Origin of the sequence: Bacillus sp. LK2 (assembly GCF_001043575.1) — a bacterium.
In the GTDB taxonomy this organism is placed as follows: domain Bacteria; phylum Bacillota; class Bacilli; order Bacillales; family Bacillaceae_G; genus Bacillus_A; species Bacillus_A paramycoides.
Genome location: NZ_LDUK01000015.1, coordinates 41,641 through 62,333 on the forward strand (window position 1 = coordinate 41,641; position 20,693 = coordinate 62,333).

A 20,693-nucleotide genomic window follows, 5' to 3' on the forward strand; every position below is an offset into this window, starting at 1 on the left:
CTTAAACAAATCAAAAACGTCGTGGCTTATAAATGCCACGACGTTTTATATTAATTCGTACTAATTCCTCTCGCAGTCCAAATACGATCAATTTCAGCTGCGTGTTGTCCGCCGTATAAAAGAGCATCTGCTTGCTTAATCGCTTTTGCTCCATCACGGAATTTCGCATTTGGTGTTAATGACCAATGTGATTGTAAAATAATTTTTGTTGCTACATCACGTCCAAAAGCTTGTGCCATTTCGTATTGACCTTGAGCCCAAATTTCCCCATCATCGTGTACTTCATTTGTTATATCTTTTGGATATACTTTATTATTATCTAATCGGCGTAAGCACGTTGGATCTGAACTAGAGTAAGCAGTCGCATCCCATTCTCCAATGCATGCTTTTCCGTAACCCGTCGTTGATACCGCATCTTCATACGTTGCGCCTAAGAAATCACCAAATCCTTCTCCCATCGCTCCGCCTTCTGCTGAACTTCCGAATCCAGGTACTTGGTTATCTTGAATCGAATGCCCGTATTCATGTGCGATAATGCCAGCATCTTCTGCATCATCTACTCCGCCAGTACCGAAAGTTAAAGCTTTCGTTGATGGAGAATAGAATGAATTATCATCAGTTGTACCATTTACATTCACTTTAATGGAACGATTATTAATATTTTTAAAGCCTAATCCTTGAATGTAACGCTGTAATGTATCGATATGATAATATGACATAACATCTTCAAAACTATCATTTGCACGTGTATAGTTAAATTGTAGATTTGTAGATTTCGTCTTCGCTTTTGAAGAAATCGTGACATACTCCCCAATTAAAAATCCTGTACCATCTAGACCTTTTAAAGTAACTGTTTTTAGTTGATTATTTAACGCTGTAGAATCTGCATCATTATTATCCTTTAACCCTGCTAAACTACCACTTGATACGACAGGGTTAGGTAAAAATACTTTCCCAGTTCCTTCTGCTTTTCGGTTTATATCAACCTTTTTAATTAACTTTCCGTTTTCCGCATCAATAAATGTTTCCCATGCACCAAATGGATTATTAGAATGGACTACAACTTTGTATACTGGGATAGCGATTCCATCTTCAATAATATATCCGAAGTCTTTCTCTGTAGGAGCCCATAGATTTTGCTCACTTTCTCCTCCAACATACGCCATTGATTTTTGTTCCGCATCTTTTTCACTAATCTTGTTCGTTACTTCCTTCACACCTTTAACAGACTGATAATCAGAAACTGCCAGCACTCCTTTTCCCTCTCCATTAAGGGTAACTGTTATTTGTTTTGAAAATACAGGAGCACCATTGACTACTTGCTGAAACCTAACGTATGAAGCTACTGACGTTTCTGTTGTAGAAATATATTGTAAGTCTGAAAGGTCTGGCTTTAATCCATACTGATCAGCATTCCCTTTTAAATATTCAATCGCTTTTTTCTGTGGTGAATAAGCTTCTAACTTTACTTGCTGTTGTTTTTCAAGTGCTGAAACAGTAGAAATTGTCCCCATTACTAATGGCACAGTCATTGCCATTGCCACCATTTTTTTGTTTAACATAAAACCACTCCCCCTAATAAATTGAAACCTTTACCCCATTCCTATAAGGCTATTACTGTCCACAAGTAACGAAATAAAGTGAATCTACGAGTAATTCTATATGAGCAAATATATTACCTTTACATTTAGGGTGAGTGAAATTTTCTCAATATTTATGTGTAAAACGAGAAAAATAATGTAGAAATATATTTCTTTATTATTTCCCTTAACCATATAATTTTTAAATTAATGTATTAAAAAACAGGCTATTTTTTTACCTAACGGTAGGTTGAAAATATTATTAATGAATGATACGATTTATGTAACCTTTTTTATTAGGAGGATTTATTATGAGCAAAAGTGAAGAAACACTCTCTTCGATAATTGGGGCGAGTTACCGCTTATTCGCTGAGAATGGTATCGCTAAAACAACTTACACGATGATTGCTGAAGAAGTTGGTATCGCCAAACCATCTATTTATTACTACTTTAAATCTAAAGATGCATTAATCGAAGGTATTTTTAATGAATTATGCAAAGCAATGCAATTCTCTTCTTTTTTCCATACAGAAGAGTTTGCGCATGAAAATTTTATTGAGAAATGTATTGAAATTGGATTCAAAATGATTGATGAACAACGTAACGATCCTTATTTTAATCGTGTGTTGCAAGAATATGTTTTACTTTCTTCTAGAAACGATATGTACAAAAATCGATTACTAACTGTGCAAACAGAATATTTAAACGGATTTGAATCACTCCTCATAAAAGCAAATGAACTTCAACTCATTCAAAATAAAAATCTAGTTTCAAAAGCTCATATGTTAGCGTTAGTACTTGATAATATCGGAAGTTATATGATGTTTGATATAAATATGAATTATAAACAAATATGGATTGAAGCTGTTAACAGCATATTTGAAAGAAGTGATTCTTATGAAAAGTAAAAAACAAATTATCGGCTTAGATTTTGCTAGAGCTTGGGCGATGTTTGGAATGTTGCTAGTTAATTTCATGGTGATAACAGGGGCGGAAGGAAATGGCCCTCCTCTGTTAAAAACCTTTATGTCACTTTTTGAAGGTAGAGCTTCTGCCTTGTTTGTTATACTTGCTGGGATTGGCATAACTTTAATGACTAAGTCATCTGTTGCTAGCCACGAGAAAATAAAAGTTAGTAATAGCCGAAAAATGATATGGAAACGATCACTATTCTTATTTATTTTAGGACTATTATTGTACGTAATGGAATGGACGGGGGATATATTACACTACTATGGCGTTTATCTTTTCATTGCTGCATTACTAATTACTGTACGAAGAACTATATTAATATGGCTTTCTATCATTATTCTACTCACTGCACAATATCTCCAACTTACTTTCAATGCCTTCGAAGGATGGGGAGGCTCTACTCCATTTATAAACTATATAGACTTTTGGACAGTAAAAGGATTCCTTCGCAACTTATTCTTTAATGGCTATCACCCTATTTCCCCATGGTTTTCATTCTTCTTAATCGGTATGATAATTGGCAGGTTAGATCTTCATAATAGAAAACTTAGACATTGGTTGTTCTTACTCGGTATAACAACAACAACCGTAATTATAGAGCTATTATCAAAAGTATTAACACAGCTATTTATCCCATACATTGGTGAAAAAGCATCTACATTTTTGTTTAACACAGGACCCATTTTACCCAATATATTATACGTCGCATCAGCTACAGGATCTGCTATTGCTATATTAATAATTTGCCTCCATCTTGCTGAAAAATATGAAAAGAATTGGTTTATTACGGCCATTGTACAAACAGGCCAACTCACATTAACTCATTATGTAAGCCATGTATTTATCGGTATTGGGACATTGATTCTATTAAATAAGATGGAACATCAAACACTACTTTTCGTTTTATTATTTGCTACTGGATTTTTCATTTTCAGTGTATTATTTAGCACTTTATGGAGAAAGAAATTTTCTAGAGGCCCTATCGAATGGATTATGAGAAAATTAGCCGGATAATTTCTCTTCATACAAAAAGGAAGTTGGAATCGTTCATTCCAACTTCCTTTTTATTTAATTAGCTGGGCTCAGTTTGATTCGAACTTTTGTCTCACCTAATGAAAGTTCATCATCTTCTTTCGTTAATGCACGAAACGTAAATTGTTTTACGAGTAAATTTTCTTCTAATAGCCCTTTATGGTTCGTTAATGTATGCTCCAATTCATCTTCTGTATCAAGAACAACATCAACTCGTAAGTTAACCGGTAAATTCAATTGTTTACGATATTCTTGCACTGCTCGAATGAATTCACGAGCCACTCCTTCTTGTAACAATTCCTCCGTTACATTCGTGTCTAACATAACTGTATACTGTCCATTAGTCGTATTTGAGAATCCTGATTTCGCTACTTTTTCTACTAATACATCTTCAGACGTTACAACTACTTCTTCCCCTGATGCTGCTTGATATGCTGCTCTTTCAGTTGAAACAAAGTTCTGTACTTCTTCTTGCGATAATTGTTTTAGCCACCCGTTTACTGCATTCACATTCTTACCGAACTTCGGTCCCGCTGTTTTAAAATTCAACTTTAATTGATATGATGTGTATTTCGTTTCATCCAGTTCAACATGGAACGCTTTAACATTTAGCTCATCCATTACGATATCACGATAAGATTCCCAATCGATATCATTTTCCTTATGCTCAAGTAATACAAGCTCTGCTAACGGCTGTTTTACTTTCAATGAATGTTGATTGCGATTACTTCTCCCAAGTTCAACAACTTGTAAAACAGCGTCCATTTCTGCTTCTAACTTTGACTGAATAAGTGATTCGTTTACAACCGGATAATCTGCTAAATGAATACTGCTTCCTTCTAAATTTAGATGAATATCCTCAGCTACAAACGGTGTAAATGGTGCGATTAGTTTACTAATTGTAACAAGTACTTCATGTAGAGTTGCATAAGCAGCTGCTTTTTCAGGATTCATTCCTGACTCCCAAAAACGATTGCGTGAACGTCTTACATACCAGTTACTCACTTCATCTACGAGCGCAGCAATTTCACGAGCTGCATTCGTAAATTGATAATCATCTAGTGCAGTTCTTACCTTTCTCGTTGTGCTATGCAATCTTGATAACACCCATTCATCTAATTTCGTACGTTTAACTTCATACTTTTCTTTCGGATTATATCCATCTAAATTTGCATATAAAACATAGAAGCTATACACATTGACTAACGTATCTACAAATTTAGATTTCGCTTCTTGTACTGTTCTTTCAGAAAATCGTTTCGCATTCCACGGAGCACTGTCAACAAGTAAAGCCCACCTTAGTGCGTCGGCACCAAACTTCTCTACTAAATCCATAGGATCAAGTGCGTTACCTTTACTTTTAGACATTTTCTGTCCTTCTTCATCTAATACATGCCCTAATGATAATACTCGTTTATATGGTACTTTCCCTGTATATAGCGCTGATACTGCTAATAAACTATAAAACCAGCCGCGTGTTTGATCAATTCCCTCTGCAATTACATCTGCTGGAAACTGTTCTTCAAACAACTCTTTATTTTCAAACGGGTAATGATATTGCGCAAAAGGCATGGAACCACTATCAAACCAAACATCAATTACTTCTGGTGTTCGATTCATTGTACTTCCACATTTCTCACAGCATACTTGTACTTCATCCACATATGGCTTATGCAATTCTAAATCTTCAGGTGTTTCTTTTGTACTATGCTTTCTTAATTCATCAATACTTTTCGGTGCGAATTGATGATCGCAGCTTTCACATTCCCATACGTTTAACGGTGTTCCCCAATATCTATTTCGGCTAATATTCCAGTCCACCATATTTTCTAAAAACTTCCCAAAGCGTCCATGCTTCATATGATCTGGATACCATGTGACAGTATCATTATTTTGTAAAAACGTCTCTTTAATCTCAGTTGTTCGAATTAACCAACTTTCTCCTGCATAATAAAGTAACGGCGAATCACAGCGCCAACAATGTGGGTAGCTATGTTCATATTTTTCTTTATGATATAACAAACCTTCTTTAGCTAAATAACGGACAATATCAACGTCACATTCTTTTACAAACTTACCTTTTAGAAATGGTACTGCTTCTGTATACTCACCCTTCTCATCTACAACATGTAAAAATGATAACCCTTCATTTTGAACGACTCTATAATCGTCCTCCCCATATGCTGGAGCGATATGAACGAGTCCCGTACCACTATCTGCAGTAACAAAGTCTGCCGCAATAACACGATATCCATTTGTAACTTCTTTCATCGGAAACGGTGCTGTATATGAAATATTTAATAATTCTTCTCCTTTATGAACAGACATTACTTCATAATCTTCTTTTAGCACTTCTTGCACACGGTCTTTAGCAACAATATACACTGATTCTTCTTGTTTTGCTTTTACGTATTCCATATTCGGATGTACGGCAAGTGCAACATTCGCTGGGAGCGTCCACGGTGTTGTCGTCCATCCAAGGAAATATTCATTTTCACTATCTTTCACTTTAAACTTAACCGTTGCGCTTAAATCTTTAACCGTTTTGTATCCTTGTGCAACTTCATGTGAACTAAGCGATGTTTGACAGCTTGGACAGTATGGTGAAACTCTATGCCCTTTATATAACAAGCCTTTTTCATGAATTGTTCCTAAAATATGCCATACACTTTCGATATATGGATTCTCTAAAGTAACGTACGGATCATCCATATCTACCCAATATCCAATGCTCTCCGTAAATTCACGCCACTGCTTCTCATATGTGAATACACTCTCTTTACACTTTTGAATAAACGGTTCAATTCCGTATGCTTCGATTTCATGTTTACCTGAAATGCCCAGTTGTTTTTCAACGCCTAATTCTACAGGTAATCCATGTGTATCCCATCCGGCTTTTCTTAATACTTTATATCCAGCCATCGTTTTATATCTCGCTACTAAATCTTTAATCGCCCGCCCAAGTGCATGGCCGACGTGTGGTAATCCGTTCGCTGTTGGTGGCCCTTCATAAAACACAAAAGATTGTGCGCCTTCTCGATTCTGAATTGATTGCTCGAAAATACTTTGTTCATTCCACTGCTTACGAATACGTGTTTCTCTCCCTACAGCTGACTCTTTTACATCTACTTTCTTCATCTACAATCACTCCTTTGAATTTTTTAAAAGCACACAAAAAACCCGTCCCTATGAAGTAGGGACGGGTTTATCCGCGTTACCACCCTAATTCTATTAGCTTTTCACTAATAGCACTTAGCAACGTACTAACATACGCGTTCTTTGTAACGGTAGACATCCGTCCGAGCTTACTTTATTCAGCCACGGCTCCTCGGAGATGATTTTCAAATAACGTCTGCACACCGGCTTTCAGCAATACACCGGCTCTCTGGGGAACAGCTCACTATTTTACTCTTTCTCGTCTTCAGATTTGTATACTTTATTAAAAGTTATTTTATGCCATTTAACAATTAATTGTCAACTAATTCAAAATATATTTTTATTTATATCCTTTTTCTCTATTCGTATACATTTATTTTTCAAATTCTCGCAATCCCGATAAATCTTCATCTTCCTCTGCAAGTTCAGCAAAAAATCCGGTTTCATCTTCACGAAGTACAATTCCAAGTTCTTCTCTTGCCTCTTCATTTCTGCTTAATACAGCTAAGTAACAAGCATGATCATATCTTGCTAACAAGTTAGTAACATCAATATCTAATATTTCACTTGTTATCTTTTCTGCCTTTATCGTTTGTCCAGCTCTATGATATGAAGATGCTAAAGTAAGAAGAATTGCCGTTTCATTTGGATGATGTATAGTAGCGCCTTCTAATAAATGAATCGCATCCTCAAACCTCTCTTGACTTTGGTACATTTCTCCTAAAGCAAGGAATCCTCTACTTACGAATGGCGTTTTCTCAATTAATTGTAAGCAAATTTTTTCTGCTTTTCTTTCTTCTCTAGTCTTACATAATACATTCGCTTGTAAAAGAAGCGTATCATAATCATCCGGTAGCTCTCGAACCATTTGTTTCGTTAATTCGAAAGCATCTCGTAACATATCTTCTTCCTCACACTCAATGAAAAGACTTACAAGTTGCTTCGCTACATCATAATCCCACTTATTTTCTAACGACGTTTGTAATACCTCTATCGCTTCTTTATTCATCGCTGCATTCTCGTAAAATATCGCGAAACGCTGCGCTGCCATACTATTTTTCGGGTTTAACTTTAAGGAAATCTCAAATAAATCAATAATAACTGTAATCATTGAAATTTCCTTCGCACGATTTTTCATGCGATAAAAGGCTCTTGTAAATATAGATTTTTTCGGCTGTTCATTTTGCTGCCTTTCTACTAATCTTTCGGCAACCGCAGTAGCTGCATAAACAAATGCTGTACTTCTTTCTGCTTTTCTCACCTTTAACGTATGAAGTGCGTCTCTTATTTGGGATAATTTTTTATGTTGCTCCATTGCTTTTACGTACACACCAAATATACGTTCACTTTCCAAATCTTTATGCATTACTTTCAACGCAACTTCGATTGCTTCTGCATTCTGTTTTTTAACAAGTACTTTCGCATAATGATATAGTACTTCCACATGCTCTTCATCTATCTTCATTGCGTATTCGATATATTCTTTTTCTTTATCTATGTCATTCATCGCACCAAACACGTATGCAATCGCATCTAAACGCCATATTTCAGAAACTTCTTCCGCTAATTTTTCTAATTCAATTAGCAATTCTTCTTGAAGATTCATTTCTACGGAAAGCTGCGCCAAATATTCCATATTAATATGCAATGGCTCTTCTTTCATCGCCTGTACCATATGACTTTGTTCTTTGAAACGATTCTCTTCTTTTTCATATATTTCAGCAAGCTGTAAATGTACACCTATGAAATTCTCATCCATTTCTAAACATGTTTCATATGCATGCTTCGCTTCTTGAAATTGCCCTAGCGCCATGAATGTTTCACCAATACGGAAATACGGCAATGAATCCTGTTTTTTCTTAAGTGCATCATTATATCGTTTTATCGCCTGATCATACTGTCCAATAGATTCATATAAAACACCAGCGTAACAACCGTATTCAATTACTTCCGTTTTTTCTTTTTCTAACGTTCTTAAAAACGCTATGCCTCGTTGCACAAAAGCTGTGTCTTTTATTCGACTTACATACTCATCTAACACACTGGATATATTAGCGTATACTCTTCGTATACCGTTCTCTAATTTAGAAAGTGCAAGTTTTAATTCTTTTTCATCCCCGCCTAATGCAATTTCAGCATCCCATAGCACCATGCCAGCATTCATAAGGAAATCTTGATTGTCTTCAAATTGCTTATTGATACTAACAAGATAGTTTTTGGCATCCTCATATTGTTCTTTTGCCATATAAACTTGAATTAAACCGAAATGAGAATATACATCTTCATTATTTTCTTCTAAAGAACGCTTATAAATAGTTTCTGCTTCTTCAAGTTCATCATTTTGAAAATGAACATCTCCTAAACGAACATATAAAGACGCCTGATCTTCACAATTTTGAATTCCTTGTAATAAAATTTCCTTCGCACTATTCCCATCATCCAAATCTGATTCATAGATTTCCGAAAGCTTCGTATATACATACGCTGCCGTTTTATCTAATTGAATCGCCACTTTAAGTCCTTTTACCGCCAAATACACTTTTCCTAAATACTGAGCACATCTTGCACGTTCATACCATATGTGCGCTTCATATTTATATTCTTTTAATAAATCATTAAAGAATCCATATGCCTCTTCATATCGTTCTAAATCTATTAATATTAAACCGTGATTTACAAGCGTAAACCTTTCTGGACTACGTTCTATAGCTATTAGAGAATACACTAGCCCCTTTTCAGATTGATCCATATACATGTATGATAAAGCTAAGAAACTCCACGCAACTGGTTGGTCTGCATCCAATTGTAATGATGAACGAAAACTAGCAATCGCTTCTGCATAATTATCTTGTTCAAAAGAATAACGTCCATTTATAAAATGATATAACGCTTGATTGTTTTTCTTCTCCACACTTTGAAGCATTTGTCCTGCTTTCTTCATATCTTGCAGGCGAATAAAACACTGTGCACTATGCAATTTCACAAAGTCAGAGCTCGGAAACTTCTCCATTAACTTTTCTATACAAAACTGAATAAACTCTTTATCTACTTCAGCATCTAAATGTTTAATTGTATATAACCAAGTGTTTGGATTTTCACTTGTTTCTTTTAAAAATAGTATCAACTTTTCAATTCCCTCTTTATCTTGCTCATCTAAATGATCTGTAAGAGAAAAAATTGATTTAAAATAATTATGTTCTTCCACACTTAAAAAGGAAAGCTGTCCTATTCTATCTTTTGGCGTAAACGTAATAGCTAAACAATCGGTATAACGATATTTCTCTTGCAACTTATCATATTCCACAAGAATCGGTTCTAAGAAATTCGGATCTTGAATATAAAAAGCTTGTAACACATCGTCATAACCAGAAAGTACTTGTACATGAGAAGCGTGTTCAATATCTATACTTAATAAAACGGGAATACCTTCATCAAGTAACCTCTTATACTTCTCCTCATTCCCTTTAAAATAACGATACTCATAACCTAATTCTTCTAAATACGTAACTGTATCTGAAAACTTGGAACCTGTTACATCAAAAATATGCTTTGCAATTTCGTCTTGCGTGCGGTTTTCTCCCCATAATCCTAACATCATTTCCAAACTCGTCGGAACACAATAGTTATCCTTTTGTACAATTGGAACTAACGGTAACCGGACCTTTTTTCCATCTGGATTTTTTTCTATATGATGATATAAAGAATTTTTCAAACTCGATTCTACTTTCAATAGTGCTTGTAACTCTTTAATCTCATTCATTTTATACAATGCTTCTGCACGTAAATGTATGAAATAAGTTGTGTAAGCGTGATACGAAAGCATTTGATTCATATTATCTATTACCGCTAACATTTCTTCAAAACGCTCTAAATCTAATAAATATTTCACCTTTTCAAAATGGAAGTATGGTATTTGTGGAAACTTTGCAATCGCATCGTTAATGAGTTGTAATGCTCGCTGCTGTTCTCCTTTATATGCATATAATTGTGCTAGTAAATATGTAGCTAACTCTTCACAATCTTTATGCTGCTGTCCAGCTAAAAGTTGTTCCTCTGCTTTCTCCCACTCACCGGTCTGTATATATAAGTAACCCCATTTATCAAAAACTGCATGCGTGCTATACTTTTCTGCCTTTTGCATATAAGTATATGCCTCTTCATTTCGCTTCATATCTAACAAACATCTAACTAACGTAAAATATGCTTTCGCTAAAACATCAGCATCAGTTTCTTCTTCATTTACCTCTTCCAAATAATTTTTTAACAATTGTTCTGCATCAAGGATTTTACGCTCATCAATTAACTCATCACAATACAAAGAGAGCGTTCTCATATTGGGGAACTTTTTATAAGTGTAACGAATTAAAAAGGAGCTATATTGATGCATTAACCCTTCATCAGCAAGGCGAATTAATATATCAAACTCTTTAGGTGATGAAACGTTAGAAAGCCAGTTCTTCACGTATGATAATTTATTCGTTTCTTTTATATGTGCAATTTCATTATTTATCTCCTGTAATCCATCTATAACTCTCTTTTCCTTCAAACAAATTTCTAATTGCTTAAAATCTAGCATGCATTCACCTCAAATAATTATTTATACTGCCATTTGCAAGCAGTATTCTAACCTACTTGCTTAGATTTTACACATCATATAGTATGCATTCAACTAAAACCTCATATAATGAACAATATTATTTAATATTATTCAAGTTTGTAACTAAATATCTTAAAAACGATGATTTCTCTCGGCATTTTGTTTAATTTGATGAAATATCGTATAACCTTAAAAAGAGGATTTTGTCTCCTTTTTTGTAGAACCTTATTTCAGTAAATGAAATTATACCGGCGATTCGACAAGGAATATCGATTCACCTGCAAACTTTGACAATAATAGCTACTTCTATTTCATACGTTAAAGAGAGATTGTCCTGTAGGACAATCTCTCTTTTGTTTCACTTATCAAATTTTAAATCTACAAAAACACCGTAATGATCACTTTGAACTACGCATGATTAAGTTAATGTTGAATTTTCAAATATTTAAAGTAGCAATTCTCATTATATCCCTACTTTTCTAAAATTAGATTCTTCTCCTTATTTCACCATATGTAATCCTCATACTTGGAGCGTAAACTATAGAAGAGTGTATATGACACGTTTCAAAAAATCGTAGTTCTGCTTCATATTGAGCTAGCGCTTCATCATATGTTAAGCCCCGACTCATTAAACGGTCTATAAATGGTTGTTTTTCACCTGGATTACTAGCAATCCCCTCTTCTTTTAGAGAATTATATAAACCTTGTTTATCATTTTGATTTATATTAGAATCTAAAAAATTCACTTTATCACTTACTCTACATTCAATATTTTTAACACCTAATTCACTTAAATAAATCGGTATTTTCATACCAATATTGCCATCTTTACCACTTGTTTGCACGTCTCGTTCGAATAACCTCTGTAAAACACCAAGCTGGATGATTTCCGATTGGTTTACTCCACCGAGTACATTTGAAGACATATTAGAAATCCAATGTGGTTCAAAACATATTATTTTCCCAACATCCTTAATTGAATTAATCATTTTTTGTAACATCGTTTTAGGTGAATTCATATGTAATAAGAAAGCATGACAGACCGCTATATCGTATTTATTTTTCAATTCATTTTCTGTAGCATCCCCCTCAATAAATTCTGTTTCATATGGGAGCGCACGAAACAAATCTCTCGCTTCAGCTATTAACGTTTCCCCTCTATCAATCCCTGTATACTTTGATCCAACTGGAAGTAAAGGCAACAAGGCCAAACCTATATAACCATATCCACAACCATAATCAACAATATGTACTGGCCCAGAAATCTTCCAAACTGAATTAACTAGAAAGCTTAAATAATCATCGTTATAATATAAATCTCTCGTATTTCTTAAATACGCTAACTTACTATTCCAATCATACTCTTCCAAGTCTAGCACCCCCTATTATTTACAAAACTATAGTTCTCCATTTAATATATGTATTCCTATGTTTCTAAAAATTTTAGAGATGTTTAGTTCTAATTAAAGCGTTAAATTGTACATGTTCTTTACTCTCCACCTATTTGACAAACTAATTTTGAGAAAAACAAAAAAGATTACATACCTGAAACGATATATAATCCTTTTTATAAAAATATCGAAATAAATAGAAGTTTAGTTAGTACAATCACAATCTGAGCAATCGGTACAATCTATTACGTCACAATCTAAATTTCTCTTTTTTTTGCTTCTTTTTAGATAAAAATATAGTAGTATCATAAATAATAAGCAAATAACAAAAGCTATTGTTGCTTCTATATATTTTTCATGAATGATAAAACCAATTCCACTTCCTCCTGATATAAAAATTAGAATTATGTAAATCCAAAACATTTAAGTAGCTACCTCCATTGTTATATGGATTATGAAAGAATCCATATAATATTAGATGCAATAAATAGTCCTATACCATTACCGCTTAATAAGCCGGTAGTTACTCTTAGCAAGTTTGTACTGCTTCGCAATCTCCACTTTTGGGTGAATCCATCGATTAATAATGGAATTTGAGCAAAAAAGGATAGCATTAATGAGAGACTAAACGAAGGCGTTATTAAAAAGTAAATTGGGAACATACAGAAACCAATAAGCATACCTGTGCATCGTGCACATAAAGGTATGTATTTTTGTAGTTTAAGGAAACTCCTTTCCGGTATTCTATGACAAGGAATATGTAAAATGAAACCTCGAATCAATACGAACCATCCTCTCTAAAAATATTTTAATTGATTTCACAACAAAATTATAGAGTTCTTACACTTCGTAGCATATAACTCCTTATAGTTAAGAGTTTTATTCAAGAAAATACAAAAAGACAAATCAGGTTAATGGTCGCCCGATTTGTCTTTTTGTTACTATATTTAGCTTGAATTTGATCTGCAGTTCATTACTAAAGTACTGTGAATATTTGTCACTGCACATAAACACATTTTTATTTTACATCTCCTCAGGAGCCCCAACACCAAGTAAACGTAAGCCTTCTTTTAATACAACCGTCACAGCATAAACTAATGCGAGTCTGCTGTCTTTTTCTTCACTTTCTTCCAATATACGAATATTACCGTAATATTTATTAAATGATTGTGCTACGTCTAATACGTATTTCGAAATGTTTGATGGTTCATTTTTATGAAAGGCTGTTTCAATTACTTGTGGGAATTTGTTGAGTAATTTTACTACGCTCCAGCTGTAATCGTCTTTTAATTCAAAATTACACGTTTCAAATTCCACATTTTCTTTTCTTAAAATCGAACAAGCACGCGCGTGTGTGTATTGTACGTACGGTCCTGTTTCTCCTTCAAATTTCAACATATTTTCTAATGAGAATTCGATATTATGCATACGCTCATTTTTTAAATCGTGGAAGATGACCGCTCCAACACCGACTTGTTTTGCTACTTCTTCTTTTTGTTTTAAATTAGGGTTTTTCTCTTCAATATTTTGTTTGGCAAGCTCAACTGCTTCTTCAAGTACTTCTTCTAGTAATATAATTCTGCCCTTACGTGTGGACATTTTCTTACCGTCTTTTAAAATGAATCCGAACGGTATATGCTCCATACCATCAACCCAGTTGTAGCCCAGTTTTTTTAATACAGTGAAAAATTGATTGAAATGCAAACTTTGTTCTGGGCCTACAACATATAGCGCTTTATCAAATCCATATGTGTTTTGACGATATAAAGCTGCCGTTAAGTCACGTGTTGCATAAATAGTCGCACCATCAGATTTTCTAATTAAGCAAGGCGGCATACCTTCTTCTTCTAAATTAACGACTAATGCGCCTTCTGATTCTTCAAGTAAATTGTGGTCCTCTAAAATCCCAACGAAGTCTTCCATCTTATCGTTATAAAAAGCTTCTCCCTGAAAATTTGTAAATTCCACACCGAGAAGTTCATAAATACGAGAGAACTCCTTTAAAGACTCGTGACGGAACCAATTCCAAAGTTCGACTGCTTCTTCATCACCTTCTTCTAATTTTTTAAACCACGCACGTCCTTCTTCTTCTAGTTCTGGGCTCTCTTTTACTTCTTCATGAAACTGAACATATAGCTTAAATAATTCGCGAATTGGATCTTCTTTAACAACTGCTTCATTGCCCCATTTTTTATATGCAGTAATTAACTTTCCAAACTGCGTTCCCCAATCTCCAATATAATTAATTCCTACAACTTCATATCCACATTTTTCGGCGATATGCTTTAACGAGTTACCAATCATTGTAGAACGTAAATGCCCCATTGAAAAAGGCTTCGCAATATTTGGTGAGGAGTAGTCGATAACTACCGTTTTTTCATGTCCAAAATGATTTTGGCCGTATTCTTCTTTTTCTGCTAAAATCGTTTTTAATACCTCATCGCTTACTGTTTGACGATTAAAAAATACGTTTACATAAGGACCAACAGCCTCTACTTTCGTTAAGAACCGATCATTTAATTTCTCTGCGATCTCCTTTGCAATAATAGCTGGTGCTTTCTTATATTGCTTCGCAAGTGAAAAACACGGGAACGCTGCATCTCCGAAGTCATCTTGCTTTGGCGTTTCAATTAAGTCTAAAATTTGATTTTGCGTAAATGCATTCGTAATAATACTTGATAGGCTTTTCGCAAACTGCGTTTTATACTCCATACTACAACCTCCTTATTTTTTGAAACACAAAAAACTCGTCTCTAAAAAAGAGACGAGTTTTAACCCGTGGTACCACCCTTGTTGTTCATTTCGAACCACTTTCCCGTTTGTAACGAGGACAGGGGGCCCCGGCTTACTCTACTATTCATTCAAGAAGCATCTCCGAAGTGCGCTTCATCTTTTTCTCCGCACCAGGCTCCCACCATCCCTAGCTCGCTTTCCTTCTGAAAAAGATTACTCTCTTCATCACAGACAGTATATTTAATTAATTATTGCTTATTATACATCTTTTCAAACAATTAGCAAGGGTCAATTACACCAAAATGAAACTTTGCACTTTTTCTTTTGTATACATGAAAATTGTGTTTTTCAAATCTAGAACTACGGAAATGATCTTTCAGAACGACACGTTTTCTCGCCACACGCTTCGCTTCCGCAATTGTTTCGTCAGTAATATCATGATACAAAGCGAAGTGTTTTAATCCTCTAATTCCATCTGATTCGATGACAGTTTCTTCGAACATCGGATCAATATATACGACATCATAACTATTATCTTCACATTGTTTTAAAAATGCGAAATGCTCCGTTTGCTTTACATCGATTCTTTGCATTGCCTCATCAATTTCTTCAACTAATGAAGACCATGTTTGCAAACCGTTCTCCATGATGTAAGCCATAAATTCATTACCTTCAAGCCCTGTTACTTTTCCGTTCTCACCAACGACATAACTTGCTACAATGCTATCTGATGCCATACCGAGCGTACAATCTAACACTGTCATTCCGCTCTCTAATTTTGCAGCTTGTACCAACGGATCATGCTCTCCTCGCATTAACCTTTTCACACGAAACATCGCTGAGTTTGGATGAAAGAAAAACGACTCTTCCGTACCTTTTGGATAAATAGCTAATCGGTTTTTACCTACGACAAGTACATCTTGTTCGTACTGCTCATACAGTTTATATACAGGTATGTCATTACGAATAACGAAAGCACTATTTAATTCTTCTGCTACTTTTTTTGCATATGCTGTCATTTCTTTATTTGTTCTTCCTGCTGTTGTTACTATCATTGTTTCACCTCTATATAAAGAAAAGAGGGAGATTTACTCTCCCCCTTCTTTAGCAATTCTTTTCGAAAGCTTGTTCTAAGTTTGTAATAATTTCGTCCATTGTTGCACCTTCAATTTCATGACGGTGAATGAAGTGAACAACTTCTTTTCCTTTTAGTAATGCCATAGATGGTGAAGATGGAGGAATTTCTCCGAAGTATTCACGCATTTTCGCGGTAGCATCTTTATCTTGACCTGCAAATACAGTTACAAGATTATCAGGTTGTTTTTCAGCACGTACAACTGCTTGACCTGCTGATGGACGTGCTAAACCAGCTGCACAACCACAAACAGAGTTTACAACTACTAATGTTGTACCTGATGCATTCTCCATAAATTCTGTTACAGCTTCTTCTGTAGTTAACTCTTCAAATCCAGAACGCACTAGCTCTTGGCGCATTGGAATTACCATTTGACGCATGTATTCTTCATATGCATTTGACATCTTGTAATCTCTCCTTCAACTTTCATTCCAAATTTATCATATCACGCTCTATTAATAGGTGCAAAAGAAAGATAGTGATGTCTTTATTTTTTTAATGGGATTTCACAAACCCCTTCACGGCAATGACCTACGGGTACAAGTTTTCTATTATTAGCAATATAATCATATACTTTACTTCCAAATCCAAGAGCTATCGATAGCTTAATGAAAGGAACTGCAAACCAAAAAGACGGGACAGCCTTCGCTAAGACGTATATACTATGAATGCCATCGTACCATTTATTGTTTTTTAATATATACAGTCTTTGTTCCATCTTGCTCTGTAATTCTTCAGAAAGTTCGTATTGATCCACTACCTCTTTATCTCGAAATGAAACAAATTTCATCTTGCCTTTTTTATCTACTTTTTTCGTACGGTCTGCCACTGCCGTGCACATCGGACACCAACTATCATAGAAAACAATCATAAATTATTCTCCTTTACGAGACTCCGTCATTTGCTTCCATACAGAACCTTTTGCTTCTTCGCCGCCTTCAATACGTTCTAAAGCTAAACGCGCTTGCATCGCTACTTCAAACTCTGGATCATCTTGCGCTGCTTTTAGTGCTGGAATTGCACTTTCATCACCAAGTTCAAATAAGAACATTGCTGCACGCCAGCGTACTAATTTACTTGAATCTTTCAGAGATTTAATCATAACGAACATCGCTGCTGGGTCACCTACGTCTGATAAGCAATCCCCTGCTGTACGGCGAACACTTACAGAACGATCTAATAACGCCTTATATAATAACGGCAATACTTCATCACCTTTTACCATACCTAAATATGCTGTTGCTAAGCGGCGGATAGATACTTTCTCATCATCTAACGCCTTTTTCAATACTGGAATATCTTCTTCAGTAGGATCCATTTGTTCTAAAGCTACAAAACGTTTTTTCCAATCAGAATCTTCCATCATCTCTTCTGTTACTTTATATGGCTCACGCTTTTGAATCGTTACTTCAATAGCACCTGCTTGATCTAATAATTCTTTAACCGTTTGATTTACACGTTCTTCTGAATAAGCAGCGACAAGTTCTTCTACTACTTCTTTCCCGATTTCTTCAAAATTACCGTAACGTGTACTTTGCTCTACCCATTTACGCTCTTTCACAACGTTAGGTGCAGACATTTGCACTTTCATAATTGATTCTTTAAAACGATCAGGTAAGCCAACACGCTCTTCTGTCGTTCCATCTGTTAACTTCACTTGCATCGGAATAGTAAAGAACATTTGAACAAACACTTTCACTTCTCCAAAATGAGAAAGTTGCTGTTCTTCACTTTCTTCCACTATTTCTTCACCGAAAACGGTACGAACTTGTTGTAATAAAACTTTCCAGTCATACTTCGCATTTCTCTCTACTGCTAAAAAGTCTGCTACATGATACACACCTTTAATGCCTTCAATTTTCAAAATTTCTTGTACTTGTACGGGTGCTTGTTCTTTATTTTCATTTGTATAATTATTACGTGCTCCTGATGGTAATACTTCATTCAAAATAACTTTCATTGTATTCGGACTTGGCGTCGGTTCAATTGCTTTAATCTTCACGTAAATAAACTCTCCTTTATTGCATGTTCTTAGCTGTATTGTAACATGTTATCCCTCTATACTCCTACTCGGATGCTTAACTACTTTCTTCCCACCATCATACTTTTTCATTCTTTCTTTTTCTTTATATAGAATAATAAAGTTTCTATAGTGCTTAAAGAAAAGAAAAGAATATATCTTTTTTAGTGGACTATATCCTATTCGCGTAAGTTTACTGATTGCAAAATAATTCAAATGGAAGTGCTGAAGACCGACAGACTGTAGATAAGATATGGGAGAATGTACTGACTGATAGTGGCCTCGCCCCTATTGATGTCCATACTCCATTATGGTTGTGGAATCGTACAGGTTTCCCACAAATTTCAAGCTGAGAAACATTACGAAGCAACACCTAATAAAAATACTTTTCACCAAATTCTTCCGAACCTATTGTTTAAATTCCCATTAATATCAGTAACAATAAAATATGTCATTTTTCTTTCTGTGGATTTCTTTATATAACCAATTGCTCCAAATCTCTGAATCAGTTCATTATTGCTATCATAACGTTCATACACAGTTCCTAATAATGTCTGTTTCTCCCTAATGACACCCATATAGATCCCCCTCTACAGGACTATCTCCCTCTAATAGCACTATTATTATTCATTTAAATATCGAAGTTTTTCATTTGATCCCTACTTTGCTTAAAACCCCACTATTATCATTATGTAGTTTCAAATTATTAGCCAGTTCTCTCGTTTATCATAAGTATATATTACACCGAAAAATTTACAATACTTTCCTAAATCTTTGTACTATCGATTAGCTTATCATAACCGATTAATACAACTCGATTCATCATAAGTTATACCACCTCACACATTTTTCTTCATTGTAAAGAAAAATGTGTGAGAGGTAAAAATTGCAAAATGGTATGTTTGTAAATAAAATTACTTATTTTATACCTTATAAAAGTAAAAAAGAAACCTTACATGTTTCAAACATATAGGGTTTCAAAATTTTTTACACTTCGCTGCAAGAAATATAATATCCCCCACGAGCCAACTTAATTTCAGCACGATAAAGTACATTTTCTAAATAAAAAATAATCGGTTTTACTTTACTCTCAAACTTTAGTTGTTCATTACACTCAGTCGCGTATCTATCAATAGCCGAACAAATCACTTCCGTCGATGGATACGTTAAAGCGTCATCTAGTTCTATGAAAAAACTTTTAGAAAATAGTTTTTTCAAAATCCCTTTTTTCTCTTTCATCATATTCCATCCCCTTCAATTCGAGTCGATATTATACCATGTTGTCAATTTATCTTTGAAAATAAAAAAATCCTGCACATTTCATGCAGGATTTTTTCATTAGTCATTTTTCGTAAAGTAAGAAACAAAACGAAGAATTTCTAAGTATAACCATACTAGCGTCATCATTAGACCCATTGCACTGTACCATTCCATATATTTTGGAGCTTGGCTACGTGCACCACTTTCGATTAAATCGAAATCTAGTAATAAATTTAATGCAGCAACTACGATAACAACTGCACTAATGATAATACCAATTGTACCACCTTGGTGAATATACGGAACAGTTACACCGAACATGTTTAGTAAGAATACGATTAAATACATAACCATAATTCCCATTGTCGCCGCAATTACACCTGTACGGAATTTATCAGTTACTTTTACTACGCGCGTTGCATATAAAACTAACATCGCAAATAGAATAGAAATTGTTAGTAATACAGCGTTTAAAACGATAGTATCGCCAAATTTCATTGTATAAACCGCTGAAATGCTTCCTAACACTACCCCTTCTACCGCTGCATAGATTGGCGCACCGATAGGTGATATGCGCGGGAAGAATATAGACGCAAACGCAACGATTGCCGCAATAACTAAAGCACCAATTAATACTGGCATCTTCATCGTACCTTGCGTCATCTGTATGTATGAATAGACAGACGTTGCAAGCAGCAAGATAAGCATGATAAACGTTTTGCCTACTGTTCCGCCAATAGTCATCGCAGAAGCATTTGCTCCTTCTTTACGGAATGCCTCTTTTTTCAACATTGGATTAGATGTTCTCATTTTTTCC

Annotated in this window: 16 protein-coding genes and 2 other annotated features; of the genes, 2 read left to right on the forward strand and 14 right to left on the reverse strand. The window is 34.8% G+C overall.

Annotated elements, in window-relative coordinates:
- Positions 1-50: 50 nt before the first annotated feature.
- Entirely contained in the window at positions 51-1,562 is a 1,512-nt protein-coding gene (locus VK90_RS10045; RefSeq protein ID WP_048372431.1) for a M36 family metallopeptidase, read from the reverse strand.
- Positions 1,563-1,891: 329 nt separating this feature from the next.
- On the opposite strand from VK90_RS10045, the gene VK90_RS10050 reads away from it, so the two are divergent.
- On the forward strand, positions 1,892-2,488 hold the full coding sequence (locus tag VK90_RS10050) for a TetR/AcrR family transcriptional regulator (protein ID WP_048372433.1): 597 nt from the start codon (positions 1,892-1,894) through the stop codon (positions 2,486-2,488).
- Positions 2,478-3,566: a DUF418 domain-containing protein gene (locus tag VK90_RS10055; RefSeq protein WP_048372435.1), complete on the forward strand. Its 1,089-nt coding sequence runs from the start codon at positions 2,478-2,480 to the stop codon at positions 3,564-3,566. Before VK90_RS10050 ends, VK90_RS10055 begins: the two co-directional genes overlap by 11 nt.
- Before the next feature lie 54 nt (positions 3,567-3,620).
- Here the strand turns inward: VK90_RS10055 and ileS are convergent, their stop codons facing one another.
- From ileS to VK90_RS10115, 13 genes are all read right to left on the reverse strand, one after another.
- Positions 3,621-6,722 carry an isoleucine--tRNA ligase gene (gene ileS, locus VK90_RS10060; RefSeq protein WP_048372437.1) on the reverse strand — a complete coding sequence of 1,034 codons (3,102 nt, stop codon included), beginning with the start codon at positions 6,720-6,722 and terminating at the stop codon, positions 3,621-3,623.
- Positions 6,723-6,776: 54 nt separating this feature from the next.
- Positions 6,777-7,015, reverse strand: a binding site (T-box leader).
- Positions 7,016-7,113: 98 nt separating this feature from the next.
- Positions 7,114-11,316: a bacteriocin-processing peptidase family protein gene (locus tag VK90_RS10065; RefSeq protein ID WP_048372439.1), complete on the reverse strand. Its 4,203-nt coding sequence runs from the start codon at positions 11,314-11,316 to the stop codon at positions 7,114-7,116.
- 506 nt (positions 11,317-11,822) lie between these two features.
- Positions 11,823-12,707, reverse strand: a complete 885-nt coding sequence (locus VK90_RS10070; RefSeq protein WP_048372441.1) for a class I SAM-dependent methyltransferase — start codon at positions 12,705-12,707, stop codon at positions 11,823-11,825.
- Positions 12,708-12,932: 225 nt separating this feature from the next.
- On the reverse strand, positions 12,933-13,151 hold the full coding sequence (locus VK90_RS10075) for a hypothetical protein (RefSeq protein ID WP_002171713.1): 219 nt from the start codon (positions 13,149-13,151) through the stop codon (positions 12,933-12,935).
- 29 nt (positions 13,152-13,180) lie between these two features.
- Positions 13,181-13,510: a DUF2085 domain-containing protein gene (locus VK90_RS28395; RefSeq protein WP_082147863.1), complete on the reverse strand. Its 330-nt coding sequence runs from the start codon at positions 13,508-13,510 to the stop codon at positions 13,181-13,183.
- 241 nt (positions 13,511-13,751) lie between these two features.
- Positions 13,752-15,440, reverse strand: a complete 1,689-nt coding sequence (gene argS / locus VK90_RS10080; RefSeq protein WP_048372443.1) for an arginine--tRNA ligase — start codon at positions 15,438-15,440, stop codon at positions 13,752-13,754.
- 45 nt (positions 15,441-15,485) lie between these two features.
- Positions 15,486-15,699, reverse strand: a binding site (T-box leader).
- A 40-nt stretch (positions 15,700-15,739) separates the two neighbouring features.
- Positions 15,740-16,516, reverse strand: a complete 777-nt coding sequence (locus VK90_RS10085; protein ID WP_048372445.1) for a class I SAM-dependent methyltransferase — start codon at positions 16,514-16,516, stop codon at positions 15,740-15,742.
- Between the two features lie 49 nt (positions 16,517-16,565).
- Entirely contained in the window at positions 16,566-17,000 is a 435-nt protein-coding gene (locus tag VK90_RS10090; RefSeq protein ID WP_048372447.1) for a BrxA/BrxB family bacilliredoxin, read from the reverse strand.
- 83 nt (positions 17,001-17,083) lie between these two features.
- Positions 17,084-17,467 carry a thiol-disulfide oxidoreductase DCC family protein gene (locus tag VK90_RS10095; protein WP_048372448.1) on the reverse strand — a complete coding sequence of 128 codons (384 nt, stop codon included), beginning with the start codon at positions 17,465-17,467 and terminating at the stop codon, positions 17,084-17,086.
- A gap of 3 nt (positions 17,468-17,470) precedes the next feature.
- Positions 17,471-18,598, reverse strand: a complete 1,128-nt coding sequence (locus VK90_RS10100; protein ID WP_048372450.1) for a conserved virulence factor C family protein — start codon at positions 18,596-18,598, stop codon at positions 17,471-17,473.
- A gap of 407 nt (positions 18,599-19,005) precedes the next feature.
- Positions 19,006-19,194: a hypothetical protein gene (locus VK90_RS10105; RefSeq protein WP_048372452.1), complete on the reverse strand. Its 189-nt coding sequence runs from the start codon at positions 19,192-19,194 to the stop codon at positions 19,006-19,008.
- A 409-nt stretch (positions 19,195-19,603) separates the two neighbouring features.
- A complete protein-coding gene (locus VK90_RS10110; RefSeq protein WP_048372455.1) occupies positions 19,604-19,858 on the reverse strand; it encodes a DUF4318 domain-containing protein in 255 nt (84 codons plus the stop codon).
- Positions 19,859-19,954: 96 nt separating this feature from the next.
- Positions 19,955-20,686: a Bax inhibitor-1/YccA family protein gene (locus tag VK90_RS10115; RefSeq protein ID WP_048372457.1), complete on the reverse strand. Its 732-nt coding sequence runs from the start codon at positions 20,684-20,686 to the stop codon at positions 19,955-19,957.
- Positions 20,687-20,693: the final 7 nt, after the last annotated feature.